Origin of the sequence: Mesorhizobium sp. NBSH29, assembly GCF_015500055.1 — a bacterium.
GTDB lineage: Bacteria > Pseudomonadota > Alphaproteobacteria > Rhizobiales > Rhizobiaceae > Neomesorhizobium.
Genome location: NZ_CP045492.1, coordinates 971,165 through 990,232 on the forward strand (window position 1 = coordinate 971,165; position 19,068 = coordinate 990,232).

At 58.4% G+C, this 19,068-nt stretch carries 16 protein-coding genes; 11 read left to right on the forward strand and 5 right to left on the reverse strand.

What is annotated here, in order from left to right; genetic code table 11:
* Positions 1 to 2: 2 nt before the first annotated feature.
* The 3 genes from GA830_RS04760 (at position 3) to GA830_RS04770 (ending at position 2,474) form a co-directional block, all read left to right on the forward strand.
* The gene (locus tag GA830_RS04760) at positions 3 to 290 is read left to right on the forward strand and encodes a DUF1330 domain-containing protein (protein WP_195163954.1); all 288 of its coding nucleotides are present in this window, start codon (positions 3 to 5) and stop codon (positions 288 to 290) included.
* A gap of 151 nt (positions 291 to 441) precedes the next feature.
* Positions 442 to 1,719, forward strand: a complete 1,278-nt coding sequence (locus GA830_RS04765) for a polyhydroxyalkanoate depolymerase (RefSeq protein ID WP_195163955.1) — start codon at positions 442 to 444, stop codon at positions 1,717 to 1,719.
* 149 nt (positions 1,720 to 1,868) lie between these two features.
* Positions 1,869 to 2,474, forward strand: coding sequence for a transglutaminase-like cysteine peptidase (locus tag GA830_RS04770; protein WP_195163956.1), 606 nt, complete (start codon positions 1,869 to 1,871; stop codon positions 2,472 to 2,474).
* Between the two features lie 15 nt (positions 2,475 to 2,489).
* On the opposite strand, the gene GA830_RS04775 is transcribed toward GA830_RS04770, so the two are convergent.
* The 3 genes from GA830_RS04775 to pncA all read right to left on the reverse strand — a co-directional run bounded on the left by GA830_RS04775 (position 2,490) and on the right by pncA (position 5,812).
* The gene (locus tag GA830_RS04775) at positions 2,490 to 4,022 is read right to left on the reverse strand and encodes a YifB family Mg chelatase-like AAA ATPase (RefSeq protein ID WP_195163957.1); all 1,533 of its coding nucleotides are present in this window, start codon (positions 4,020 to 4,022) and stop codon (positions 2,490 to 2,492) included.
* A 147-nt stretch (positions 4,023 to 4,169) separates the two neighbouring features.
* Positions 4,170 to 5,111: a glutathione synthase gene (gene gshB / locus GA830_RS04780; RefSeq protein ID WP_195163958.1), complete on the reverse strand. Its 942-nt coding sequence runs from the start codon at positions 5,109 to 5,111 to the stop codon at positions 4,170 to 4,172.
* A 101-nt stretch (positions 5,112 to 5,212) separates the two neighbouring features.
* Positions 5,213 to 5,812 carry a bifunctional nicotinamidase/pyrazinamidase gene (pncA, locus tag GA830_RS04785; RefSeq protein WP_195163959.1) on the reverse strand — a complete coding sequence of 200 codons (600 nt, stop codon included), beginning with the start codon at positions 5,810 to 5,812 and terminating at the stop codon, positions 5,213 to 5,215.
* Between the two features lie 160 nt (positions 5,813 to 5,972).
* On the opposite strand from pncA, the gene GA830_RS04790 reads away from it, so the two are divergent.
* Genes GA830_RS04790 through GA830_RS04815 form a run of 6 tightly spaced genes read left to right on the forward strand, consistent with a single transcriptional unit; the run spans position 5,973 to position 13,049 of the window.
* On the forward strand, positions 5,973 to 6,848 hold the full coding sequence (locus GA830_RS04790; protein WP_195163960.1) for an FAD binding domain-containing protein: 876 nt from the start codon (positions 5,973 to 5,975) through the stop codon (positions 6,846 to 6,848).
* Positions 6,845 to 9,583 (forward strand): molybdopterin-dependent oxidoreductase, encoded by a 2,739-nt coding sequence (locus tag GA830_RS04795; RefSeq protein ID WP_195163961.1) that lies wholly within the window; start codon positions 6,845 to 6,847, stop codon positions 9,581 to 9,583. Before GA830_RS04790 ends, GA830_RS04795 begins: the two co-directional genes overlap by 4 nt.
* Entirely contained in the window at positions 9,580 to 11,106 is a 1,527-nt protein-coding gene (locus GA830_RS04800) for a 6-hydroxynicotinate reductase (RefSeq protein ID WP_195163962.1), read from the forward strand. Before GA830_RS04795 ends, GA830_RS04800 begins: the two co-directional genes overlap by 4 nt.
* On the forward strand, positions 11,103 to 12,020 hold the full coding sequence (locus tag GA830_RS04805; protein WP_195164772.1) for a UPF0280 family protein: 918 nt from the start codon (positions 11,103 to 11,105) through the stop codon (positions 12,018 to 12,020). The genes GA830_RS04800 and GA830_RS04805 overlap by 4 nt, the downstream gene beginning before the upstream one ends.
* The gene (locus tag GA830_RS04810; protein ID WP_195163963.1) at positions 12,013 to 12,594 is read left to right on the forward strand and encodes an amino acid synthesis family protein; all 582 of its coding nucleotides are present in this window, start codon (positions 12,013 to 12,015) and stop codon (positions 12,592 to 12,594) included. Before GA830_RS04805 ends, GA830_RS04810 begins: the two co-directional genes overlap by 8 nt.
* Positions 12,591 to 13,049: a MarR family winged helix-turn-helix transcriptional regulator gene (locus GA830_RS04815; protein WP_195163964.1), complete on the forward strand. Its 459-nt coding sequence runs from the start codon at positions 12,591 to 12,593 to the stop codon at positions 13,047 to 13,049. Before GA830_RS04810 ends, GA830_RS04815 begins: the two co-directional genes overlap by 4 nt.
* Here the strand turns inward: GA830_RS04815 and GA830_RS04820 are convergent.
* The gene (locus GA830_RS04820; RefSeq protein ID WP_195163965.1) at positions 13,046 to 14,764 is read right to left on the reverse strand and encodes a hydantoinase B/oxoprolinase family protein; all 1,719 of its coding nucleotides are present in this window, start codon (positions 14,762 to 14,764) and stop codon (positions 13,046 to 13,048) included. The two genes, GA830_RS04815 and GA830_RS04820, sit on opposite strands and share 4 nt — an antisense overlap.
* A complete protein-coding gene (locus GA830_RS04825; protein WP_195163966.1) occupies positions 14,761 to 16,833 on the reverse strand; it encodes a hydantoinase/oxoprolinase family protein in 2,073 nt (690 codons plus the stop codon). The genes GA830_RS04820 and GA830_RS04825 overlap by 4 nt, the downstream gene beginning before the upstream one ends.
* Before the next feature lie 190 nt (positions 16,834 to 17,023).
* Here GA830_RS04825 and GA830_RS04830 point away from each other — a divergent pair, with 190 nt between their 5' ends.
* Positions 17,024 to 17,854, forward strand: a complete 831-nt coding sequence (locus tag GA830_RS04830; RefSeq protein WP_195163967.1) for a ferredoxin--NADP reductase — start codon at positions 17,024 to 17,026, stop codon at positions 17,852 to 17,854.
* Between the two features lie 270 nt (positions 17,855 to 18,124).
* On the forward strand, positions 18,125 to 19,057 hold the full coding sequence (gene deoC / locus GA830_RS04835; protein ID WP_258045637.1) for a deoxyribose-phosphate aldolase: 933 nt from the start codon (positions 18,125 to 18,127) through the stop codon (positions 19,055 to 19,057).
* The last annotated feature ends 11 nt before the right edge of the window (positions 19,058 to 19,068 follow it).

Below are 19,068 nucleotides of genomic sequence, written 5' to 3' on the forward strand. Positions count from 1 at the left end.
ATATGGCCAAGGGTTATTGGATTGCGCGAGTCGATATACGCGATGCTGAGCGCTACAAAGACTATGTCGCCGCTGCCAAGCCGGCTTTCGAACAGTTCGGCGCCCGATTTCTTGCACGCGGCGGTAGTGCCGAGGGCGTCGAAGGGGCACACCGTGCAAGGAATGTGATCATTGAGTTCGCTTCATTCGAAAGCGCCAAGGCCTGCTATAACTCGCCAGAATATCAGGTCGCGAAGTCTATCAGGCATGAATGCGCTGATGGCGAAATTGTGCTTGTCGAAGGAGCATAAGCGACGCGGGACAACAGGTACTTCGTCAAAACGCCGGACACTTCTATGCGACAGTCGGATGACGGCTCTATTGCATTGCAGCAATTACAGCCCTAGTTTTGCTGCATAGCAAGATGGCAGCCCAACATGCGCCGCCACGACGAGGTTCCTGATGTTCTACCAGTTCTATGAATTGAGTCATGCCTCGCTGCAGCCAGTGCGAGTCTGCGCTGATGCTATGCGGCTGTTCTACAGCAATCCACTCAATCCAGTTTCTCACACTGCCTGGGGGCGGTCGGCCGCCGCTGCCGCAGAACTCTTCGAACGCACCACGCGTCGCTACGGCAAACCGGTTTTCGGCCTGGACGAGACGACAGCCAATGCCCAATCCGTCGAAGTGACCGAAACGACGGTTTGGCAAAAGCCATTCTGCAAGCTGATCAATTTTGAGCGAAGCGCTCAATGTGAAAAGGGGACCGAACCGAAATTGCTGATCGTGGCACCGATGTCGGGCCACTATGCGACCCTTCTCCGGGGAACAGTCGAGGCGATGCTCCCGCACGCTGATGTTTACATTACGGACTGGACCGATGCGCGCAAGGTGCCGGTAACCGACGGCAGTTTCGATCTTGATGACTATATCGACTATATTATAGACATCCTTCATTTTCTTGGGCCGGACACCCATGTCATGGCTGTGTGCCAACCCTCGGTTCCGGTGCTCGCCGCAGCGGCCCTGATGGAAGCACGCGGCGACCAGTTTGCTCCCTCAAGCATGACATTGATGGGCGGACCGATTGATACGCGACAGAGCCCAACGGCGGTCAACGCATTCGCCCAGGAGAAAGGCATCGACTGGTTTCGCGAGAACGTCATCATGCAGGTGCCGTGGCCTAATCCAGGCTACATGCGTGACGTCTATCCCGGTTTCCTGCAATTGTCCGGCTTCATGAGCATGAACCTTGATCGCCATTTAGGGGCGCATAAAGATTTTTTCATGCACCTCGTCAAGGATGATGGCGACAGCGCGGAAAAGCATCGCGACTTTTACGACGAATATCTCGCGGTCATGGACATGACGGCCGAGTTCTACCTTCAGACGGTGGATACCGTGTTTGTGCGTCAGGCGCTGCCAAACGGAACCATGATGCATCGCGCGGAAAATGTTGACCCCGCAGCAATCCGCAATGTGGCTCTGCTTACAATCGAAGGAGAGAATGATGACATTTCGGGCATAGGGCAGACGCGAGCCGCTCATGACCTGTGCGTCAACATTCCCCAATCGATGCGCTCACACTATTTGCAGCCCTCTGTCGGCCACTACGGTGTGTTCAACGGCTCGCGGTTCCGCAAGGAGATTGTGCCACGCATCGTTGATTTCATGGCGGCGCATTCGAGAAGTTCCCGCAAGCAGGCGCGCCCCCGCATCGTGCATTCCGCCAAGCCGTAGGCCGTGTGCAGGAGTGATCCGGTGTTACCACTGCGCAACGCGCACTAAGGAAGTAACCATTCCAGACGATCGTTGCCACGCTTGAATTGACATCAGGCATCAGTCGACCTTAACCTTTTGTTAATAAAAAAAGGTATCGGGGACGGCTGATGGTTTCCTCCTGGGGGAAAAAAATTGCGGCAGGTACAGGAAGCGTCCTAGCCGCTTTGGCGGTGTGTGGTGTCGCCTACGCTGCTCCGATGCAAACCGGCGGGCTCACATCGCAGCCGATCGGCCATTTCGAATTTTGTAAGTCCCGGCCTGCCGAATGTTCCATACGCTCGGTCGACTTAGAGCCCGCGCGCATGAGCGCCGCACTTCTTCGCCAACTCACCAGCGTCAATCTTGCAGTTAATGCCGCCATCAAGCCGATGAACGACATTGACCTCTATGGCAAGGATGAGGTCTGGACGTACCCTCGCGAGTACGGCGATTGTGAGGACTATGTTCTTGAGAAACGCCGGATACTGATGAAATCTGGAGTTTCGACCGCAGACCTTCTTATAACCGTGGTGCGCAAGACCGATGGCGAGGGCCACGCAGTGTTGACCGTGAGGACTGACAAGGGCGATTACATATTGGACAATCTGCACGACGACGTCCGTCCTTGGGAAGAGACTGGCTACCGCTACCTTAAGCGGCAGGCCGCGGATCATACCGGTCGTTGGGTTTCCATACGGGGCGGGGAAAGCCCGCTAGTGGGCTCTGTTCAGTAAGCGCCTGAAGAGCCGTCAGGCCGCCTGCTGAAGCCTCTCAGCTGACATACGGTATGAGATGGATTCCGCTAGATGAATGCGGCCTACGGTTTCAGCGCCATCGAGGTCAGCCAATGTCCGCGCAACCTTCAAAACCCGATGGTAGGCGCGCGCTGAAAATCCAAGCTTGTCCGCTGCGTCTCTCATTAATGAAAGTCCTGCTGCATCAGGCGCAGTAATCGTTTCTATGAGGGCGGTCGTGCAATTGGCGTTGGTCGTTATGTGCGGCAGACCAAGCCCCTCATAACGTTGACGCTGAATGTCTCTTGCGCGTGCCACGCGTTCGGCTACCGCAGCACTTGCTTCAGCCTGCGCCGGACGAATGAGATCTGACGCTGTGACTGCCGGCACCTCGATTCGGAGATCGATCCGATCGAGAAGCGGGCCTGAAATGCGCGCCTGATAATCGGTTCGGCAGCGCGGACCGCGCGCGCACCGGTAGCCTGGTTCCCCAGCCATTCCGCAACGGCATGGGTTCATAGCTGCAACAAGCTGGAACCGGGCTGGATAGGTGACGCGGTGGTTGGCACGCGCAATAATACATTCGCCCGCCTCTAGAGGCTGGCGCATCGAGTCAAGTGCGGCCGGCGAAAATTCCGGGAGCTCATCGAGGAACAAGACGCCATTATGCGCCAGCGATACCTCACCAGGTTTGATACGCAGTCCTCCGCCCACCATAGCCGCCATCGAGGCAGAATGATGTGGCGCCCGAAATGGTCTCCTGTTAGTGAGCTTTCCACCTGCAAGTTCGCCGGCAATCGATGTCACCATCGACACCTCAAGCAATTCGCGCGGCGAGAGCGGTGGCAAGATTGATGGCAATCTTTGCGCGAGCATGGACTTCCCCGAACCCGGAGGCCCGATCAGCAACAGATTGTGGCCGCCGGCTGCCGCCACCTCAAGTGCCCGCTTGGCACTTTCCTGTCCTTTGATGTCAGCAAGATCGGGAAGGTTCGTCGCAGCTGGGTGAACACTCGCCTCCGGGCGGGTCAAAATCTGCGTTCCGCGAAAATGATTGGCGATGGCGATCAGGCTACGTGGTGCGAGGATGTCAAAATCGCGTCCTGCCCACGCCGCCTCTGGCCCGCAGTCATGCGGACATATCAATCCTTTTCCAAGCGCGTTTGCGCCAATGGCTGCTGGCAAAGCCCCAGCAACGGCCGAGATAGTCCCATCCAGAGACAACTCACCCAGGACCAGAAACCCGTCCAGTGCGTCAGCAGGTATCGCGCCCAACCCGGCCATAAGGCAAAGCGCAATCGGTAGATCATAATGACTGCCTTCCTTGGGGAGATCCGCCGGCGCCAGATTGACGGTCACTTTTTTCGCCGGCATCGAAAGGCCCGAAGCATGCAGCGCGGCCTGCACCCGCTCTCGGCTCTCAGCTACAGCCTTGTCTGGCAGGCCTACAATGTGCATCCCGACCTTGCCTGGGGCGATCATCACCTGAACATCGACAGGCACTGCCTCAATTCCCTGAAACGCTACGGTGCGCACCCGCGAAACCATATCTTGCCCCCTGATCGCTGCTGTTTTGACAGCAGCGATTGAAGGAACCACAGTTTTACAACCGAGGCAAGAACAATAAGGGAACAAAGACTCAAATCAGGTTGTGGTCGGTTGCAAATGCCGGAACAGAACAAAAACAAGAAGCCGTTAATCCCTTTTGGCCTCCACGGCATCCCAAAACAGGGCGGCGATATCAGCCCCACCAAACTTTTTCACCTCGCGCACACCGGTCGGCGAGGTGACATTGATCTCGGTCATGTAGTCGCCGATCACATCGATGCCAACGAGGACAAAGCCACGCTGCTTTAGTGCCGGACCGATGCGGCCGCAAATTTCACGTTCGCGATTGGTAAGCTCCGTCTTCTCTGCACGCCCCCCGACATGCATGTTGGAGCGTGAATCATGTTCCGCCGGCACGCGGTTAATGGCTCCGACAGGTTCGCCGTCGATCAGAATGATGCGCTTGTCGCCTGCTCGGACCTCCTTAAGGTAGCGCTGCACGATGAACGGCTCTGGGAACATCTGGCCAAACATTTCAAGCAGCGACGAGAGGTTACGGTCGCCCTCATGCAGCAAAAAGATGCCGGCTCCGCCATTTCCGTAAAGTGGCTTGACGATGATATCGCCATGCGCCCGACGAAACACTGCGACCTCCAGCGGATCCTTGGTAATCAGCGTTTCGGGCATCAGGTCCGCAAATTCGGTGACGAATATTTTTTCAGGGCTGTTTCTCACCCAGGCAGGGTCATTGACCACGAGCGTTTTGGGATGGATGCGCTCCAGGATATGCGTGGTCGTGATATAGTTCATGTCGAACGGAGGATCCTGACGCAACAGGATCACGTCCATCTCCGCCAAATCCGTGCGAACTGGTTCTCCGAGCGTAAAATGGTCGCCCTGAACGTCGCGGACCTGCATAGGTTCAACCCGGGCTACCACCATCCCGTCGACCAGAGAAAGGAGGTCGGGTGTATAATGGAACAATTTGTGGCCACGCCGCTGTGCCTCCAGCGAGAGTGCAAAACTGGTGTCGCCCCCAATTGAGACGGTTTTCACATGGTCCATCTGGACGGCGATTTTCAGCGTCATGGAAGTGTCTCCGGCAGGAATTTTTAGTGCATGTATAGTCTTGGCTGCCTAATTCCAATTGGCACAGGACGGATGAGTCTTTGTCCGCCGGCCAGAGGCAACTATACGAGCATCACATCGGCGTCGCGCATCTTTCCCAGCATTACGTCTAGGGAGCCGTCAAGGTCGATAGCCCGGCAGGCCTCGAGCCGAACGGTGACATTGAGGCCGAGGCGACCCGCGTCAAGCGCCGAAAAGGCAACGCAGAAGTCGGTTGCTAATCCGACCAGTGTGATGTCACGAATTCCGCGCTCCGCAAGATAACCGCCAAGCCCCGTGGGCGTAACATGATCATTTTCGAAAAAAGCCGAGTAACTGTCGATCTCGGATCGAAAGCCCTTGCGCACGATCAGTTCCGCACGCGTGCGGCTGAGGTTAGGATGGAAAGCAGCCCCTGCTGACCCTTGCACACAGTGATCCGGCCAAAGTGTCTGCAGACCGTAGGGCTTGTCGATTGTTTCGAACGCCGACTTGCCGGGATGAGTAGACGCAAAGCTCGAATGGTGCGGCGGATGCCAGTCCTGGGTCAGGATCACATGTTCGAATTCCCTCTCGAGCGCGTTGATGAGAGGCACCACCGCATCACCACCTGCAACCGCGAGCGCGCCGCCTGGGCAGAAATCGTTTTGCACGTCTATGACAACCAGTGCCCCTGAAAACATTGACGCCACACTCCTTTTTCCCGCAGCATCTCGAACACAACTAAAAACGACACGCACGTCAACTGCTGACTTCATCTGCAAAAGCCCTTTCCCTCACGGAAGTGCACTGATATCATTTGCATACGAATGAATTTGAGTTCGCTCTCTGTCGAGGCACGGCGTGACCCGTTACGCAAAACCCCACACGGTGACCGACGCTCTGGCCCTTTTGGCGGAACGGCCTTGGCGGCTTTTGGCGGGCGGAACAGATTTTTATCCGGCCCAGGGCAACCGTCCAGTTGCCGAGCCCGTCCTGGACATCAATGGTCTGGCAGAGTTGCGTGCCATTACCACGACCACCACCCACCTCATCATTGGTGCGCGCACGACCTGGGGCGACATAGCAGCGTCGAGAACTCTCCCTCCAGCCTTCGCAGCGCTAAAGCAGGCCGCCCGCGAAGTTGGCTCTGTGCAGATTCAGAACGCCGGTACGGTGGGGGGTAACCTGTGCAATGCGTCGCCTGCTGCTGATGGAGTGCCGGCGTTGATGATCCTGGAGGCCGAAGTCGAGCTCGCAAGCCAGGGAGCCACACGGGTGCTGCCTCTGAGCGAATTCATTCTCGGCAATCGACGTACCGCGCTTGCACCGGATGAACTTGTAACCGCGATACGGATTCCAACACGGGCGACCGCGGGAGCGTCGTCGTTCGTAAAACTGGGTGCTCGGCGTTATCTGGTCATATCCGTTGCCATGGCAGCAGCTCGTGTAGCGCTTCGCAATGGTGTGGTCGAGGACTGCGCAATCTCGGTGGGTGCTTGCTCTGAGGTGGCGATGCGATTTCCCGCTTTGGAGAAAAGTCTCGTCGGTAGGTCTGCGCAGGGTGGGCTGCGCCAGCATGTTGACCCGTGTTACTTCGAAGCGCTGCAACCGATAGATGATGTGCGCGGGAGCGGGGATTTCCGTCGCAAGGCCTCGTGCGAGATAGTTTCCCGGGCACTTGCCGCCGCCTGCTCAGCAGCGCAGGCGCAGCAGCGCAGCGGTTTAGGTGCGGCATGAGTGAAGCTGAAAAAATCGCATGTGAGGTCAACGGTGTGGCCGCGTGCTTCGATGTTGTGCCCTATGCGCGGTTAAGCACGGTATTGCGCGATGAGGCCCAGATGATGGGCGTCAAAAATGGCTGTGATGCCGGCGATTGCGGAGCATGCACCGTCCTGCTTGACGATCAGCCGGTCTGCGCTTGTCTGGTGCCGGTGGCTTCGGTCGAGGGAAAGCGGATACGCAGTGTCGAGGGACTGGCGACCAATGGAATCCTCTCGCGGCTGCAACAGGCATTTCTCGACCATGGTGCAGTCCAGTGCGGCATCTGTACGCCGGGCTTTTTAATGGCCGCGACAGCGCTGCTCGAAGTCAATCCTGAGCCGCAGGAGCAGGAGGTCCAGGATGCTCTGGGCGGAGTTCTTTGCCGCTGCACCGGTTATCGGAAGATAGTTCAGGCAGTCATGGCTGCATCCAAGTCGGTAAGCCTACCGTCTGAACAAGTCTCCCTAATCGGCTCTCGCGTGGTTCGGATTGACGGAGTTGCCAAGGTGACGGGCTCCGAGCGTTTCGGAGCCGACGGGTTCCCGACCAACGCATTGGCCGTGGCCGTTATACGCTCACCTTACTGGCATGCCAAATTTCAGTTCGGCGATATTGCCGGATTTGTGAAGGAACACCCGGGCGTAGTTGCCGTCTACACGGCCAAAGACATCCCCGGAAAAAATTGCTTTGGTGTCATTCCTGCCTTTGCTGATCAGCCCGCGCTTGCCGCAACGGTAGCAAGATTCAGAGGGGAGGCTGTCGCGATCATCGCGGGTGAGAGGCCCGCCATGGCATCTCTCGACTTGTCACGATTTCCAATCGTCTGGACGGAACGGCCGCACACGCTAGACCCTGTTCGCGCAGTCCAGGATGACTGCGTGCAGCTTCACCCCTCGCGCCCGGGAAATCATCTTGTAAGTGGACGAGTGAGCTGCGGAAATCCGGAAGGCGCCCTGGCGAGGACTGCTCATGCGGTTTCCGGATCGATCGAGACTGCATACGTGGAGCATGCCTACATCGAGCCCGAAGCTGGACATGCGATGATGGAAGGCGACACACTGGTCATCCATGTCTGTACACAAGCGCCCTATATGGACCGTGACGACACAGCTGCCGTGCTTGGACTGCCGCCGGAAAAGGTTCGCATCGTGCCGACCGCTACAGGCGGAGGCTTCGGCTCGAAGCTCGACATTTCGGTGCAGCCACTCATCGGACTGGTGGCGTTGAAGACGGGGCGTCCTGCAACGCTTGCCTACACACGGTCGGAATCGATGATGTCGACGACCAAGCGTCATCCTGCGCTTATGAAAGCCACGATCGGTGCGGATGCGCAGGGCCGGATTACTGGCATGCTGTTCGATGGGGTTTTCAACACGGGCGCCTATGCGAGTTGGGGACCGACAGTGGCCAATCGTGTTCCGGTCCATGCATCAGGACCTTACGCGGTGCCGAATTATCGTGCCGAGGCGCGCGCCATCCATACCAACGGTCCGGTGTCTGGTGCATTCCGCGGGTTCGGCGTGCCGCAGGCGACCATTATTCAGGAAACCTTGCTCGACGCGCTCGCCGCAAAGCTGGAGTTAGACAGACTGGAGTTCCGGCAAATGAACGCATTGCAGGACGGCTCCAGAACGGTGACCGGGCAAACTCTTTACGGAGTGGGCATCGGCGCATGCCTTGACGCTCTTTCCGAGCATTGGAAACGCGCTCTGACGCAAGCCGAAGCGTTCAATGCCGTGAACATCACGATAAGACGCGGGGTGGGCATTGCGTCATGCTGGTATGGCTGCGGCAACACATCTCTTCCTAATCCTTCAACCATTCGGATTGGCCTTGCGGCTGACGGTACGGTGGTTCTACATCAGGGGGCAGTGGACATTGGCCAGGGCTCCAATACGGTTATCGCCCAGATTGCCGCCGAAGCGCTTGGGCTGCCGTTGTCGTCGTTCAGATTGCGCAGCGCTGATACCGCCATCACACCGGATGCCGGGAAGACCTCCGCTTCCCGGCAGACGTTTGTATCGGGCAAGGCGGCCGAAAAAGCCGCGCGCGCACTGCGCAATATGCTGCTGCGCTACGCCAATGTGACCAATAGTGCGGAGCTGGCGCTTGAGGGCTCAGATCTGGTCATTGGGAACGGTGCTTCGGCGCGGCGCCTAGCGCTGGGCTCCCTCCCGGCAAATGCTCACGATCTTGTCTTCATGGCGGAAGAAACATACGATCCGCCGACAACCGTGCTCGACGAAAACGGCCAAGGGACACCTTACGCGGTCTACGGTTATGGTGCCCAGATTGTTGAGCTTTCCGTGGACACGGCCTTGGGAACCGTCAGCCTGTCACGGATAACGGCGGCGCACGATGTTGGCCGCGCCATAAACCCGACCCTCGCCGAGGGCCAAATTGAGGGCGGCATCGCTCAGGGAATCGGCATGGCATTGATGGAGGAATATGTCCCCGGCAGAACTGAAAACCTGCACGATTACCTTATCCCCACCATCGGCGACGTCCCGCCGATTGAAACGATCCTCATAGAAGTGCCGGACCCGGAAGGCCCTTTCGGAGCAAAGGGGCTCGGCGAACATGTGTTGATCCCGACTGCACCGGCGATCCTCAATGCCATTCGCCATGCGACAGGTGCGCTGGTGACACGGCTGCCGGCCACGCCAACCAGGGTCCTCGCCGCTATTCAGGCATTGGAGGAACACGCGTGAGCGGGCTGGCGGAGCGCTTCGAAAGCCGTGAGCCTGGCGCAAAAAAGACCGGCGAGAAGGTCCGCTGCGATGCCTGTCCTGTCATGTGTTACATTGCCGATGGCGCAACGGGAGCATGTGATCGGTACGGAAATCGCGATGGTCACATTGTGCGCATGGACCCTCTAACCATTCTGTACCACGCAGCTCAGTCGGATGCCGAGTTGGTTCCATTTGCCAGCGGAACGCCATGGACGGGCGAGCTCATCGATCCCGATCGTCCTTTTGTGACCGCCATAGGCGCGGGAACTACCTACCCCGATTATAAGCCGGCGCCCTTCATCGTCAGTCAGCTTGTTGAAGGAATCGACATGGTCACCGTGGTGACTGAGGGAATTTTTTCCTATTGTGGTGTGAAGGTGAAGATCGATACCGACCGTCACATCGGTCCTGAAACAGCTACAGTCAGGGTCCGAGGCGAAGCGGTTGGCCATGTGACCACCGGCGAATATGGGTCGCAGATGCTGTCGCTTGGCGGGGTCCATCATCTGACCGGCGGTTCAAAGGCAGAGGGCCGGATTACCTGCGAGACAATGCTTGACCTGTGCAACCGAAAGCCGGTGGAGTTGTCCATCGACGGTGGTGCAATGCTGATCGTCGAAGCTGGCAAACCACCGGTTATCGACGGCAAGCCCGAAAAGCGGATGCGCGTTGGCTGCGGGTCTGCCACCATCGGCATGTTCGCGACCCAATGGCGTGGGCTGGTCGACGAGGTGGTCGTGGTGGATGACCATATAACAGGCGTCGTTTCAGAACATCAGGCCGGCAAGGTGCTCGGCTGGGAAGATACAGGCATCAAGATTATAGGCAGGCGCTCGACCCCGGGACGCTATTTCAAGGTCTCGGAACCAGGTCTTGGCTGGGGTGGCACGACCATTTCGGACCCCCTGTCGATCCTCGGGGACTGGAATGCCAACAAGGGGGCTCGACCGGGCCTGTCGCTTTTGATGGTATCCACGACCGGCGAACAGTTTGCCTACTATGAACTTGATGAAGCGCTTAAGCCCGTGTCCAGACCGTTTCCTGAGCGGCTGGCCCACTCGGTTGCGCTGATCGAGGAGAACTGCGAGCCAGCATTGTGTACTGTGGTTTTCATGGGTGGTGCTGGTGGATCGTTGAGAGCTGGCGTGGTCGACAACCCTGTCAATCTCACCCGGTCGGTCCAGCGGCTCCAAACCTACGTCACGGTCGGTGGCGCGCCGGTCTATGTGTGGCCAGGCGGCGGCATTACTCTCATGGTGGACGTCATGCGCGTACTGGAAGGAGCCTTCGGCTCGGTGCCGACCCCGGCGTTGGTCGCGCCTGTTGAGTTTACGCTGACGCGCGAGGATTATCTGGCGTTGGGTGGCCATAAGGATCACATACGAACGGTGCAGGATGTGCAGCACGCTGGCGGCGAATATCTAAACCCACGCCAAGGGCGCCTTGCCGGCGAGGAAAACCCTTGGCCGCCGCGCGCCCAGTTGAAGCGCCAGAGGCGATGATTGGCCCTCAGGCACGGTGGCTCGCCGACGGCAAGCGCCTCCATCTCAATCACGGTCCGATAGACTTGATAATTCAAGCTTTCGGGTCGCCGGACGACATGAAGGCCGCTTACGCGCAGGCTGTGGCCAGGTTCCAGACGGTATTGGGGGAACTGGCTGCCGAACTGCCGGAATTGCGTGCAGCTTCGCAATGTGAGCCTCGCACCTTCAAATCAGTCATAGCTAAACGGATGGAGCAGGCGACAAGCCGCCACGCGAAAAAGGAATTCATCACGCCGATGGCAGCTGTCGCCGGCTCTGTGGCTGACGAGGTGCTCTCTGCCCTTCTTTACGAACACAGCCTGGAGCGCGCATACGTGAACAATGGCGGCGACATCGCTTTTTTCCTCGCCATAGGAGAAGTCTTCCACGCCGCGATTGCTGGCACTGGCCACGGCTTTGCCGACCGGTTGGTGATAAATGCGCAGGACCCGATACGCGGGATTGCCACCAGCGGCTGGCGTGGCCGCAGTCACTCGCTGGGGATCGCTGATGCGGTAACGGTCGTTGCAGCAACTGCGGCTGAAGCTGATGCTGGAGCAACGCTCATTGCAAATGCCGTCGATCTGCCAGGACATTCTGCGGTCAGCCGCGTTCCGGCCGCACAAATTTCACCCGATAGTGACCTGTCCATGCGGCTGGTCACCACGGCTGTCGGAGTTCTCTCAGAAACTGAAGTGGCATCCGCATTGTCGCGCGGGCTCGAACGTGCTGAAGCGATGATCCGTGACGGTTTTATCGAGGGAGCAGCTTTGTTCCTGCAGGGTAGAAGCCAGACGTGCGGAAGACCTAGTGCAAACACGCTTCCCAAGAGCAGAGCCCATTTTTCGCCGGGCAGCAAAACACAAACAAACGGAGCCCTCGCAGATGCCTGAATTTACTCTCCGCAAGATCGCGGTGCTTGTCGAAGACATCTTTCATGATGGTGGATCAGTTCCCGAAGCGCCGCGCCGTCGGGCTGCGGCGATGGCGCTTGTCAAAAACCCGTTTGCAGGCAGCTACGTTTCCGACCTGGAATCCGCCATGGAAGATTTGAAGCCGCTCGGGCTGGAACTTGCTGACCGGCTGATCAAGGCTCTGGGCGACGTGAAAACCATCGACGGCTATGGCAAGGGTGCCATCGTTGGCACCGCAGGCGAACTGGAACATGGCGCGCTTTGGCACGTGCCCGGTGGTTACGCCATGCGTGAGCGTCTCGGAGATGCCAAGGCAATCGTGCCGTCGGCCAAGAAGGTTGGTGCGTTCGGTGCGCGTCTCGACGTGCCGCTGGGCCACATCAATGCCGCTTATGTGCGCAGTCACTTCGACGCCATGGAAGTCGGGATGAGCGACGGACCGCGCCCCGACGAAATCTTGTTTTGCCTGGCGATGACATGCGGACCGCGAATCCATGCCAGAATGGGTGGGCTCGCTGCTGAAGGCATCGAAAAATGGGATGGGCTGCGATGAGCAATGAAGACAATCTGCTGAAGCTGGTCTCCGATGAAGAGCCCGCGCGCGACTACCAGCTGCAGGACCAGATTGGCTTTGTGTTGCGCAAGGCTCACCAACGCCACGTCGCTATTTTCGCCGCCGCCATCGCAGACCTGACGCCGCCGCAATTTGCGGCGTTGGCCAAGCTTTACGACGTCGGCGAAACCTCGCAAAACCAACTCGGCCAGCTGATCGCCATGGATGCTGCAACGGTCAAAGGCGTGATCGATCGGCTGAAGGCCCGGGGGCTGGTGGTCTTGAGCAAGAATGATGGTGACAAGCGTCGCCTGATGGTAAACCTTTCCGACGAAGGACGCAGGGCAATCCTGTCTATGGTTCCGAGGGCGCGCGAAATTTCCGAAAACACGCTTTCGCCGCTGTCGCCCAAGGAAGCAGAAACCCTTCTCAAGTTGCTAGCCAAAATATCTTAGACGCTGAGTTTCAGTGACGGGTCGGCTGTGAACCCGAACATTTCGGCCGCCTGATCCGGGGTATAATAGCCAAGCGCCACGTCCCGACGCACCAATGCAGGATCACGCTCGCTCGGATCGCCGTATCCGCCACCGCCAGGCGTGCCAACACAGACACGGTCGCCGGCCTTCAGCGCAATGTCCTGTTCTTTCGAAAGATGCGGCGGCACATGTGCTACCCCATCGCGGAACACGATTACGGAATTAACTGCACCATCGGCGCCGCCCAGCGCCCCTTGCGGCCCGAACCGACCATGATCCATGACAAAGGAGGCCCGCGCCTCGCCGCGCAAGAGCTCTATCTCATAGGAGAGCCCGAAGCCCCCGCGATGCTTCCCAGCGCCCCCGGAGCCCTCACGCAGAGCATAGTGACGGTAGAGTACCGGATAGAGCTGCTCCATTATCTCCACAGGCGGCGATTTCGAAATACCAATAGTGGAGCAACCATTGGAAAGCCCGTCATGCGCAATATTACCGCCGTACCCCCCACCGGAGATCTGATACATTACGAAATCACGGTTTCGACCGGGATCATGGCCCCCGAGAGCAAAATTTCCGCTTGAACCAGCAGGCGCCGCGGTCACCTTGTCCGGCAACGCCCGTACCATAGCGGCAAAGACCGCCTCGGCAATTCGTTGGGAGACTTCGGCTGCACAGCCAGAAACCGGGCGAGGGTAGTGAGCGTCCAGGAACGTGCCTTCAGGTCGCTTCACCACCAGCGGCTCGAACGCGCCAGCGCTGATCGGAACATCGGGAAAAATGTGGCGCATCGCGAGATAGACAGAAGAAAGTGTGGTGGCCAACACGCTGTTCATAGGCCCGACGCAAGGCGGGCTGGAGCCCGTAAAATCAAATGTGAGTACGCCATCCTTCTTCTCCACCGCGAGCCTGATCTCGAGCGGCTGGTCAACAACACCATCGGAATCGACAAACGCCTCACCGCAATAAATACCGTCTGCAATGGTGGCGATGTGAGCGCGCATCTGTTCTGCGGCGCGTTTGCGCAACTCAGCAATGGCTGCAACAACAGTGTTGTCGCCGTAGCGGTCCAGAATCTCGGTGAGCCTTGATTGGCCAACCAGCAACGCTGCCGCTTGGGCTTTGATATCGCCGATCCGCTGGTCTGCAATGCGGATGTTTGAGGTGATGATGGCGAAGATCTCAGGATCGAGGATACCTTTCTTGAAAAGCTTGACCGGAGGGAGCCTCAGGCCCTCTTGCTCGACGGACGTGGCCGACGCAGAAAACCCGCCCGGCACCGCGCCACCAATGTCCGGCCAGTGCCCGGTGTTTGAAAGCCAGCAGAATATAACGCCGTCGCGGTAGACCGGCATCGCGAAGCGCACATCCATCAGATGCGTACCTCCAAGGTATGGGTCGTTGACGATGTAGATATCGCCCGGTTCAGGTGCCAGACAGCGCCCCTCGCGGATCATCCCGATCAGCGTCTTTGTCGAATATTGCATCACACCCACGAAAACGGGCAGTCCGCCCGTCCCCTGGGCGATCAGAGCGCCATCATCAGCAGAATATATTCCGTCAGATCGATCGTTTGCTTCTGCGATCACGGGCGAAAAAGCGGCCCGACTGAAAGTCAGGTCCATCTCGTCGCAAACCTGCTGCAGCGCAGCCTGTAGGACTGATAGTGTGATTGCATCGAGCGACGTTGCGGTCATAGCGATCCAACCTCAATGACAATGTTGCCGTCGAGGTCGCAGCGGGCACGATCTCCTGGCTCGAGAACAGTCGTTGCATCCATCTGCTCCAGGATTGCCGGGCCGGTCACAATCGCATCCAGCGGCATCCGCTCGCGTTCATAGACCGGTGTGTCATGCCAGTTCCCGACAAACCACACGGGACGCTCAGTCCGTTTTGCCGCACTCAGAGTGGCCACCCGGCCTGCAGGATCGATCAACCGCGACAGGTCGACCTGCTCCCTAAGCCCGATCACTGAGCTGTTGAGGTTGACCAGATTGGCGCGAATTTCCGGCAACTCAACCCTGAACCGCTCAAAGTAGGTCTTCTCGAAAAGCAGCTGCAACGCCTCCCGGGTAATCTCGGTCGAGCCGAGCGGTACGTTGAGGATATGCGTCTGGCCGATAAACTGCATATCAGCCGAATGCAGGAATTTTACCTCGCGTGGCCGAACAGCTTCCTTGTCGATCAAAGCCATTCCGTCGGCACGATGCGTTTCTAGCACCGCCTTGACTTGATCTAGATCAAGGATCGCCACCGGCTGATTGAGCGTGTTGACAAAATCGTGGCGGAGATCGGCGACGACGCAGCCAAGCGCATTGGTAATGCCAGGTCGCGCCGGCACCAGGACTTTCGGGAGGCCCAGCTCGCGGGCCAGGGCACTGGCGTGAAGGGGGCCCGCACCACCGAAGGCAAACAAAGCAAAATCGCGTGGATCATGTCCTTTGGCAACCGATACCATTCTGATGGCACCAGCCATCTTGAGGTTTGCCAGTCTCAAGACTGCGCCCGCTGCCGCAACCCCATCCAGTCCGGCACGGCGACCGATCTTGTCCTCGAACGCTGCACGCACATCATCAACACGCACCGGATTATCGACCGAGAGGAGTTTGGCGGGGTCCAGCCTGCCAAGTACAAGATTGGCATCGGTAATCGTGGGCTCGAGCCCGCCGCGGCCATAGCAAATCGGCCCAGGGCTGGCTCCGGCGCTGTCTGGGCCGATCTGGATCAGGCCGGCGGCATCGAGGCGGGCAATCGACCCGCCGCCGGCCCCCACCGTGTGGACATCTACCATCGGCACGTGAATCGGCATCGCATATTCGATTTCGATCTCGTTGGAGACAGAAGGCTGTGCATTACGGATCAGTGCAACATCGGTGGACGTGCCGCCCATGTCATACGTGACGAGGTTCGGATAGCCGGCAAGACGCCCGGTATAGGCGGCTGCGATTACGCCGGAGGCCGGGCCCGACATCACCGTCTTCGCGGCCTCGCGGGTGACGAAACGGGCAGAGATCATGCCGCCATTGCCATTCATGATGAGGAAGTCGCGGCCATAGCCCTGCGCCTCCAGCTCGGTGCGCAGTCGCTCGACATACCGCTTTAAGATTGGCTGAACCGACGCATTGACGGCGGCCGTTACGCCGCGTTCAAATTCGCGCGCCTCTGACAGCAATGTGTGACCAGCGGTAATATAGTCGTTTGGCCACAGTTCAGCTGCGATCGCTGCAGCGCGCAGTTCGTGCGCGGGGTTGGCATAGGAATGAAGGAAATGAATAACGAGGGCCTCACAGCCCGCATCGCGCAGTGTGCTCACCGCCTCGGCAACCCCGTTTTTGTCCAACGTCGTCAGGACTACTCCACCCGCCCCTATGCGCTCACTCACCTCTAGTCGCAGGTCACGCGGTATAACCGGTGTGAACGTCCCGGTCATGCCGTATGGCTGGGGGCGGGTTCGTCGTCCGAGCTCGATGCTGTCGCGAAATCCTCGCGTGGTGATCATGCCGGTCTTAGCCAGCCGCCGCTCCAGAACTGCGTTCGTCGTGGTTGTGGTTCCATGAACGATCAGATCTATGTCTGAGACAGGAAACCGGGTCGCGGCAAGTGCCGCGACAACGCCATAGGACTGGTTTTCCGGCGTCGTGGGGGTCTTGGCGATCAACACCTTTCCACCGCTACGCCCATCAACCAAAACGAGATCCGTGAAGGTCCCGCCAACGTCGATGCCGGCGATAACAAACCCGCGCGATGCGTTCACATTCTCAACCATTGACCAAATCCGAAACGCGCAGACCAAGGAATGCCTGCAGTTTGGAAAGGCGTTTCCCGCCTTCGCCTTGACGCAATATTCATTTGTATACTAATAATTATTGCAGACAAGACATCCCGCCGGAACTGCTGAAAACGTGGACTTCGCTCCGCGCAGGGCTAGATTCTGACTTTGCAGGGGACGAAGGCCAATGCAGTACAATACGGCGCTTGCTACCGAGACCATTACCGTGGGAGCCAAATTTCCGCTCCCTTCAAACGTCTATGCCGAGACGGTCATTTCGGTGAAGCACTTTACGGATCGGCTGTTTTCGTTTCGGGTGACCCGTCCCCAGGCTTTCAGGTTCCGTTCAGGCGAGTTCGTGATGATCGGTCTGCCCAACGCGGAAAAGCCGGTGTTTCGGGCCTACTCAATCGCTAGCCCCTCATGGGACGACGAAATAGAATTTTTCTCCATCAAAGTGCCAGAGGGCCCGCTAACTTCGCATCTGCAAAAGATCGTACCGGGCGATACCGTGCTGCTGCGTCAGAAGTCCACCGGGACGCTGGTGCTTGATGCGTTGACGCCCGCCAAGCGGCTTTACATGATCTCCACCGGCACCGGTATTGCGCCCTTCGCCAGTTTGGTGCGTGACCCCGAAACCTATGAGAAGTTTGAAGAAGTGGTGCTGACGCACACCTGTCGCGATCATGCCGAACTTGCCTACGGGACAGAGCTGTTCGACCAGTCGGCCAACGATCCGCTGATTGGCGAACTCGCCAACGGTCGGCTCTCGTTGTATTCGTCCACGACGCGCGAAATTTCGCCTCGTATGGGACGCATCACACGCTTGATGGAAACCGGAAAACTCTACAGCGATCTTGGAACTCCACCGCTTAACCGCGACACAGACCGCGTCATGATCTGCGGTTCGATGGATATGCTGCGCGATGTGAAGGCACTCGTGGAAGCATCGGGCTTCGAGGAGGGCTCCAACAGCAAGCCCGCAGATTTCGTCGTTGAGCGCGCATTCGTCGGCTAGACAAAGCCCGCGACTTCCACCCTTTCCAGCTGGTCAAAAAACGGTGCAACGGGCGCCGTTTCGTTCTAAGAATGGCCTGAGTTCTCGCCGTAGTGGTGGCACAGTTGCCAACCATGCGGGCAGGAGGGGACGCTTCCGCGCGTCTTGGGTTGGAGTTTTAGAATGAGCAAACAGGCACTTGCCAGCGGATCGACCGGTATCGCCAGTCTGTCGGATCTCAGCAATGCACTGACTGTGACCAATCCAAGCGGGGAGATCCGAAACCCGGGTATGCCGCTTGATCTCGGCTGGCTGGCGGCCATGCGCCACGTGAATCGTTCGGCCCTTGAACGCCGCGTTGCTTCACTGACTAAGAGACGTTCAATCAAGGGAGATAATCAGGCTGCCTGGCTGCTCAGGGCAATTTCTGTGATGGATCTGACGACGCTCAACAGCAACGACACGCCAGAGCGGGTACGCCGGCTCTGCGCCAAGGCACTGCACCCGCTTCGCCAAGACATCGCGCAGGGTCTTGGCCTTGCCGGCAGAAAAATACAACCGGCAGCGGTTTGTGTCTATCATCCCTTTGTAGCCACGGCGGTTGATGCACTTGCTGGCAGCGGCCTGCATGTAGCGGCAGTTTCTACCTCATTCCCGCATGGACTTGCACCGCTTGAAACCCGGCTTGCCGAAATCCGGGCGTCCGTGGCTGACGGGGCAGATGAGATCGATGTGGTCATCCCGCGCGGACTGGTATTCGGTGCCCGCTGGCAGGAACTGTATGACGAGATAGTGGCATTCCGCGAAGCATGCGCGCATGCCCACCTCAAGGTTATTCTGGGCACTGGCGATCTTGCCACGTTGCGAAACGTGATGCTGGCATCGATGGTGGCGATGATGGCGGGTGCCGACTTCATCAAGACATCGACCGGCAAAGAGAGCGTCAACGCCACGCTGCCCGTTGGCCTCGTCATGGTGCGCGCCATCCGCGCCTATTTTGAGCGCACCGGCGTCCGCATCGGCTTCAAGCCTGCAGGCGGCATTTCAACAGCCAAGCCGGCACTGGACTGGCTGGTTCTGATGAAGGAAGAGCTTGGTCGCGAATGGTTGGAGCCTGACCTCTTCCGGTTTGGTGCGTCGAGCCTTTTAACCGACATCGAGCGCCAGCTCGAACATCATCTGACTGGCCGCTATTCGGCGAATTACCGCCACGCAATGGCATGAGCGCGGAGATC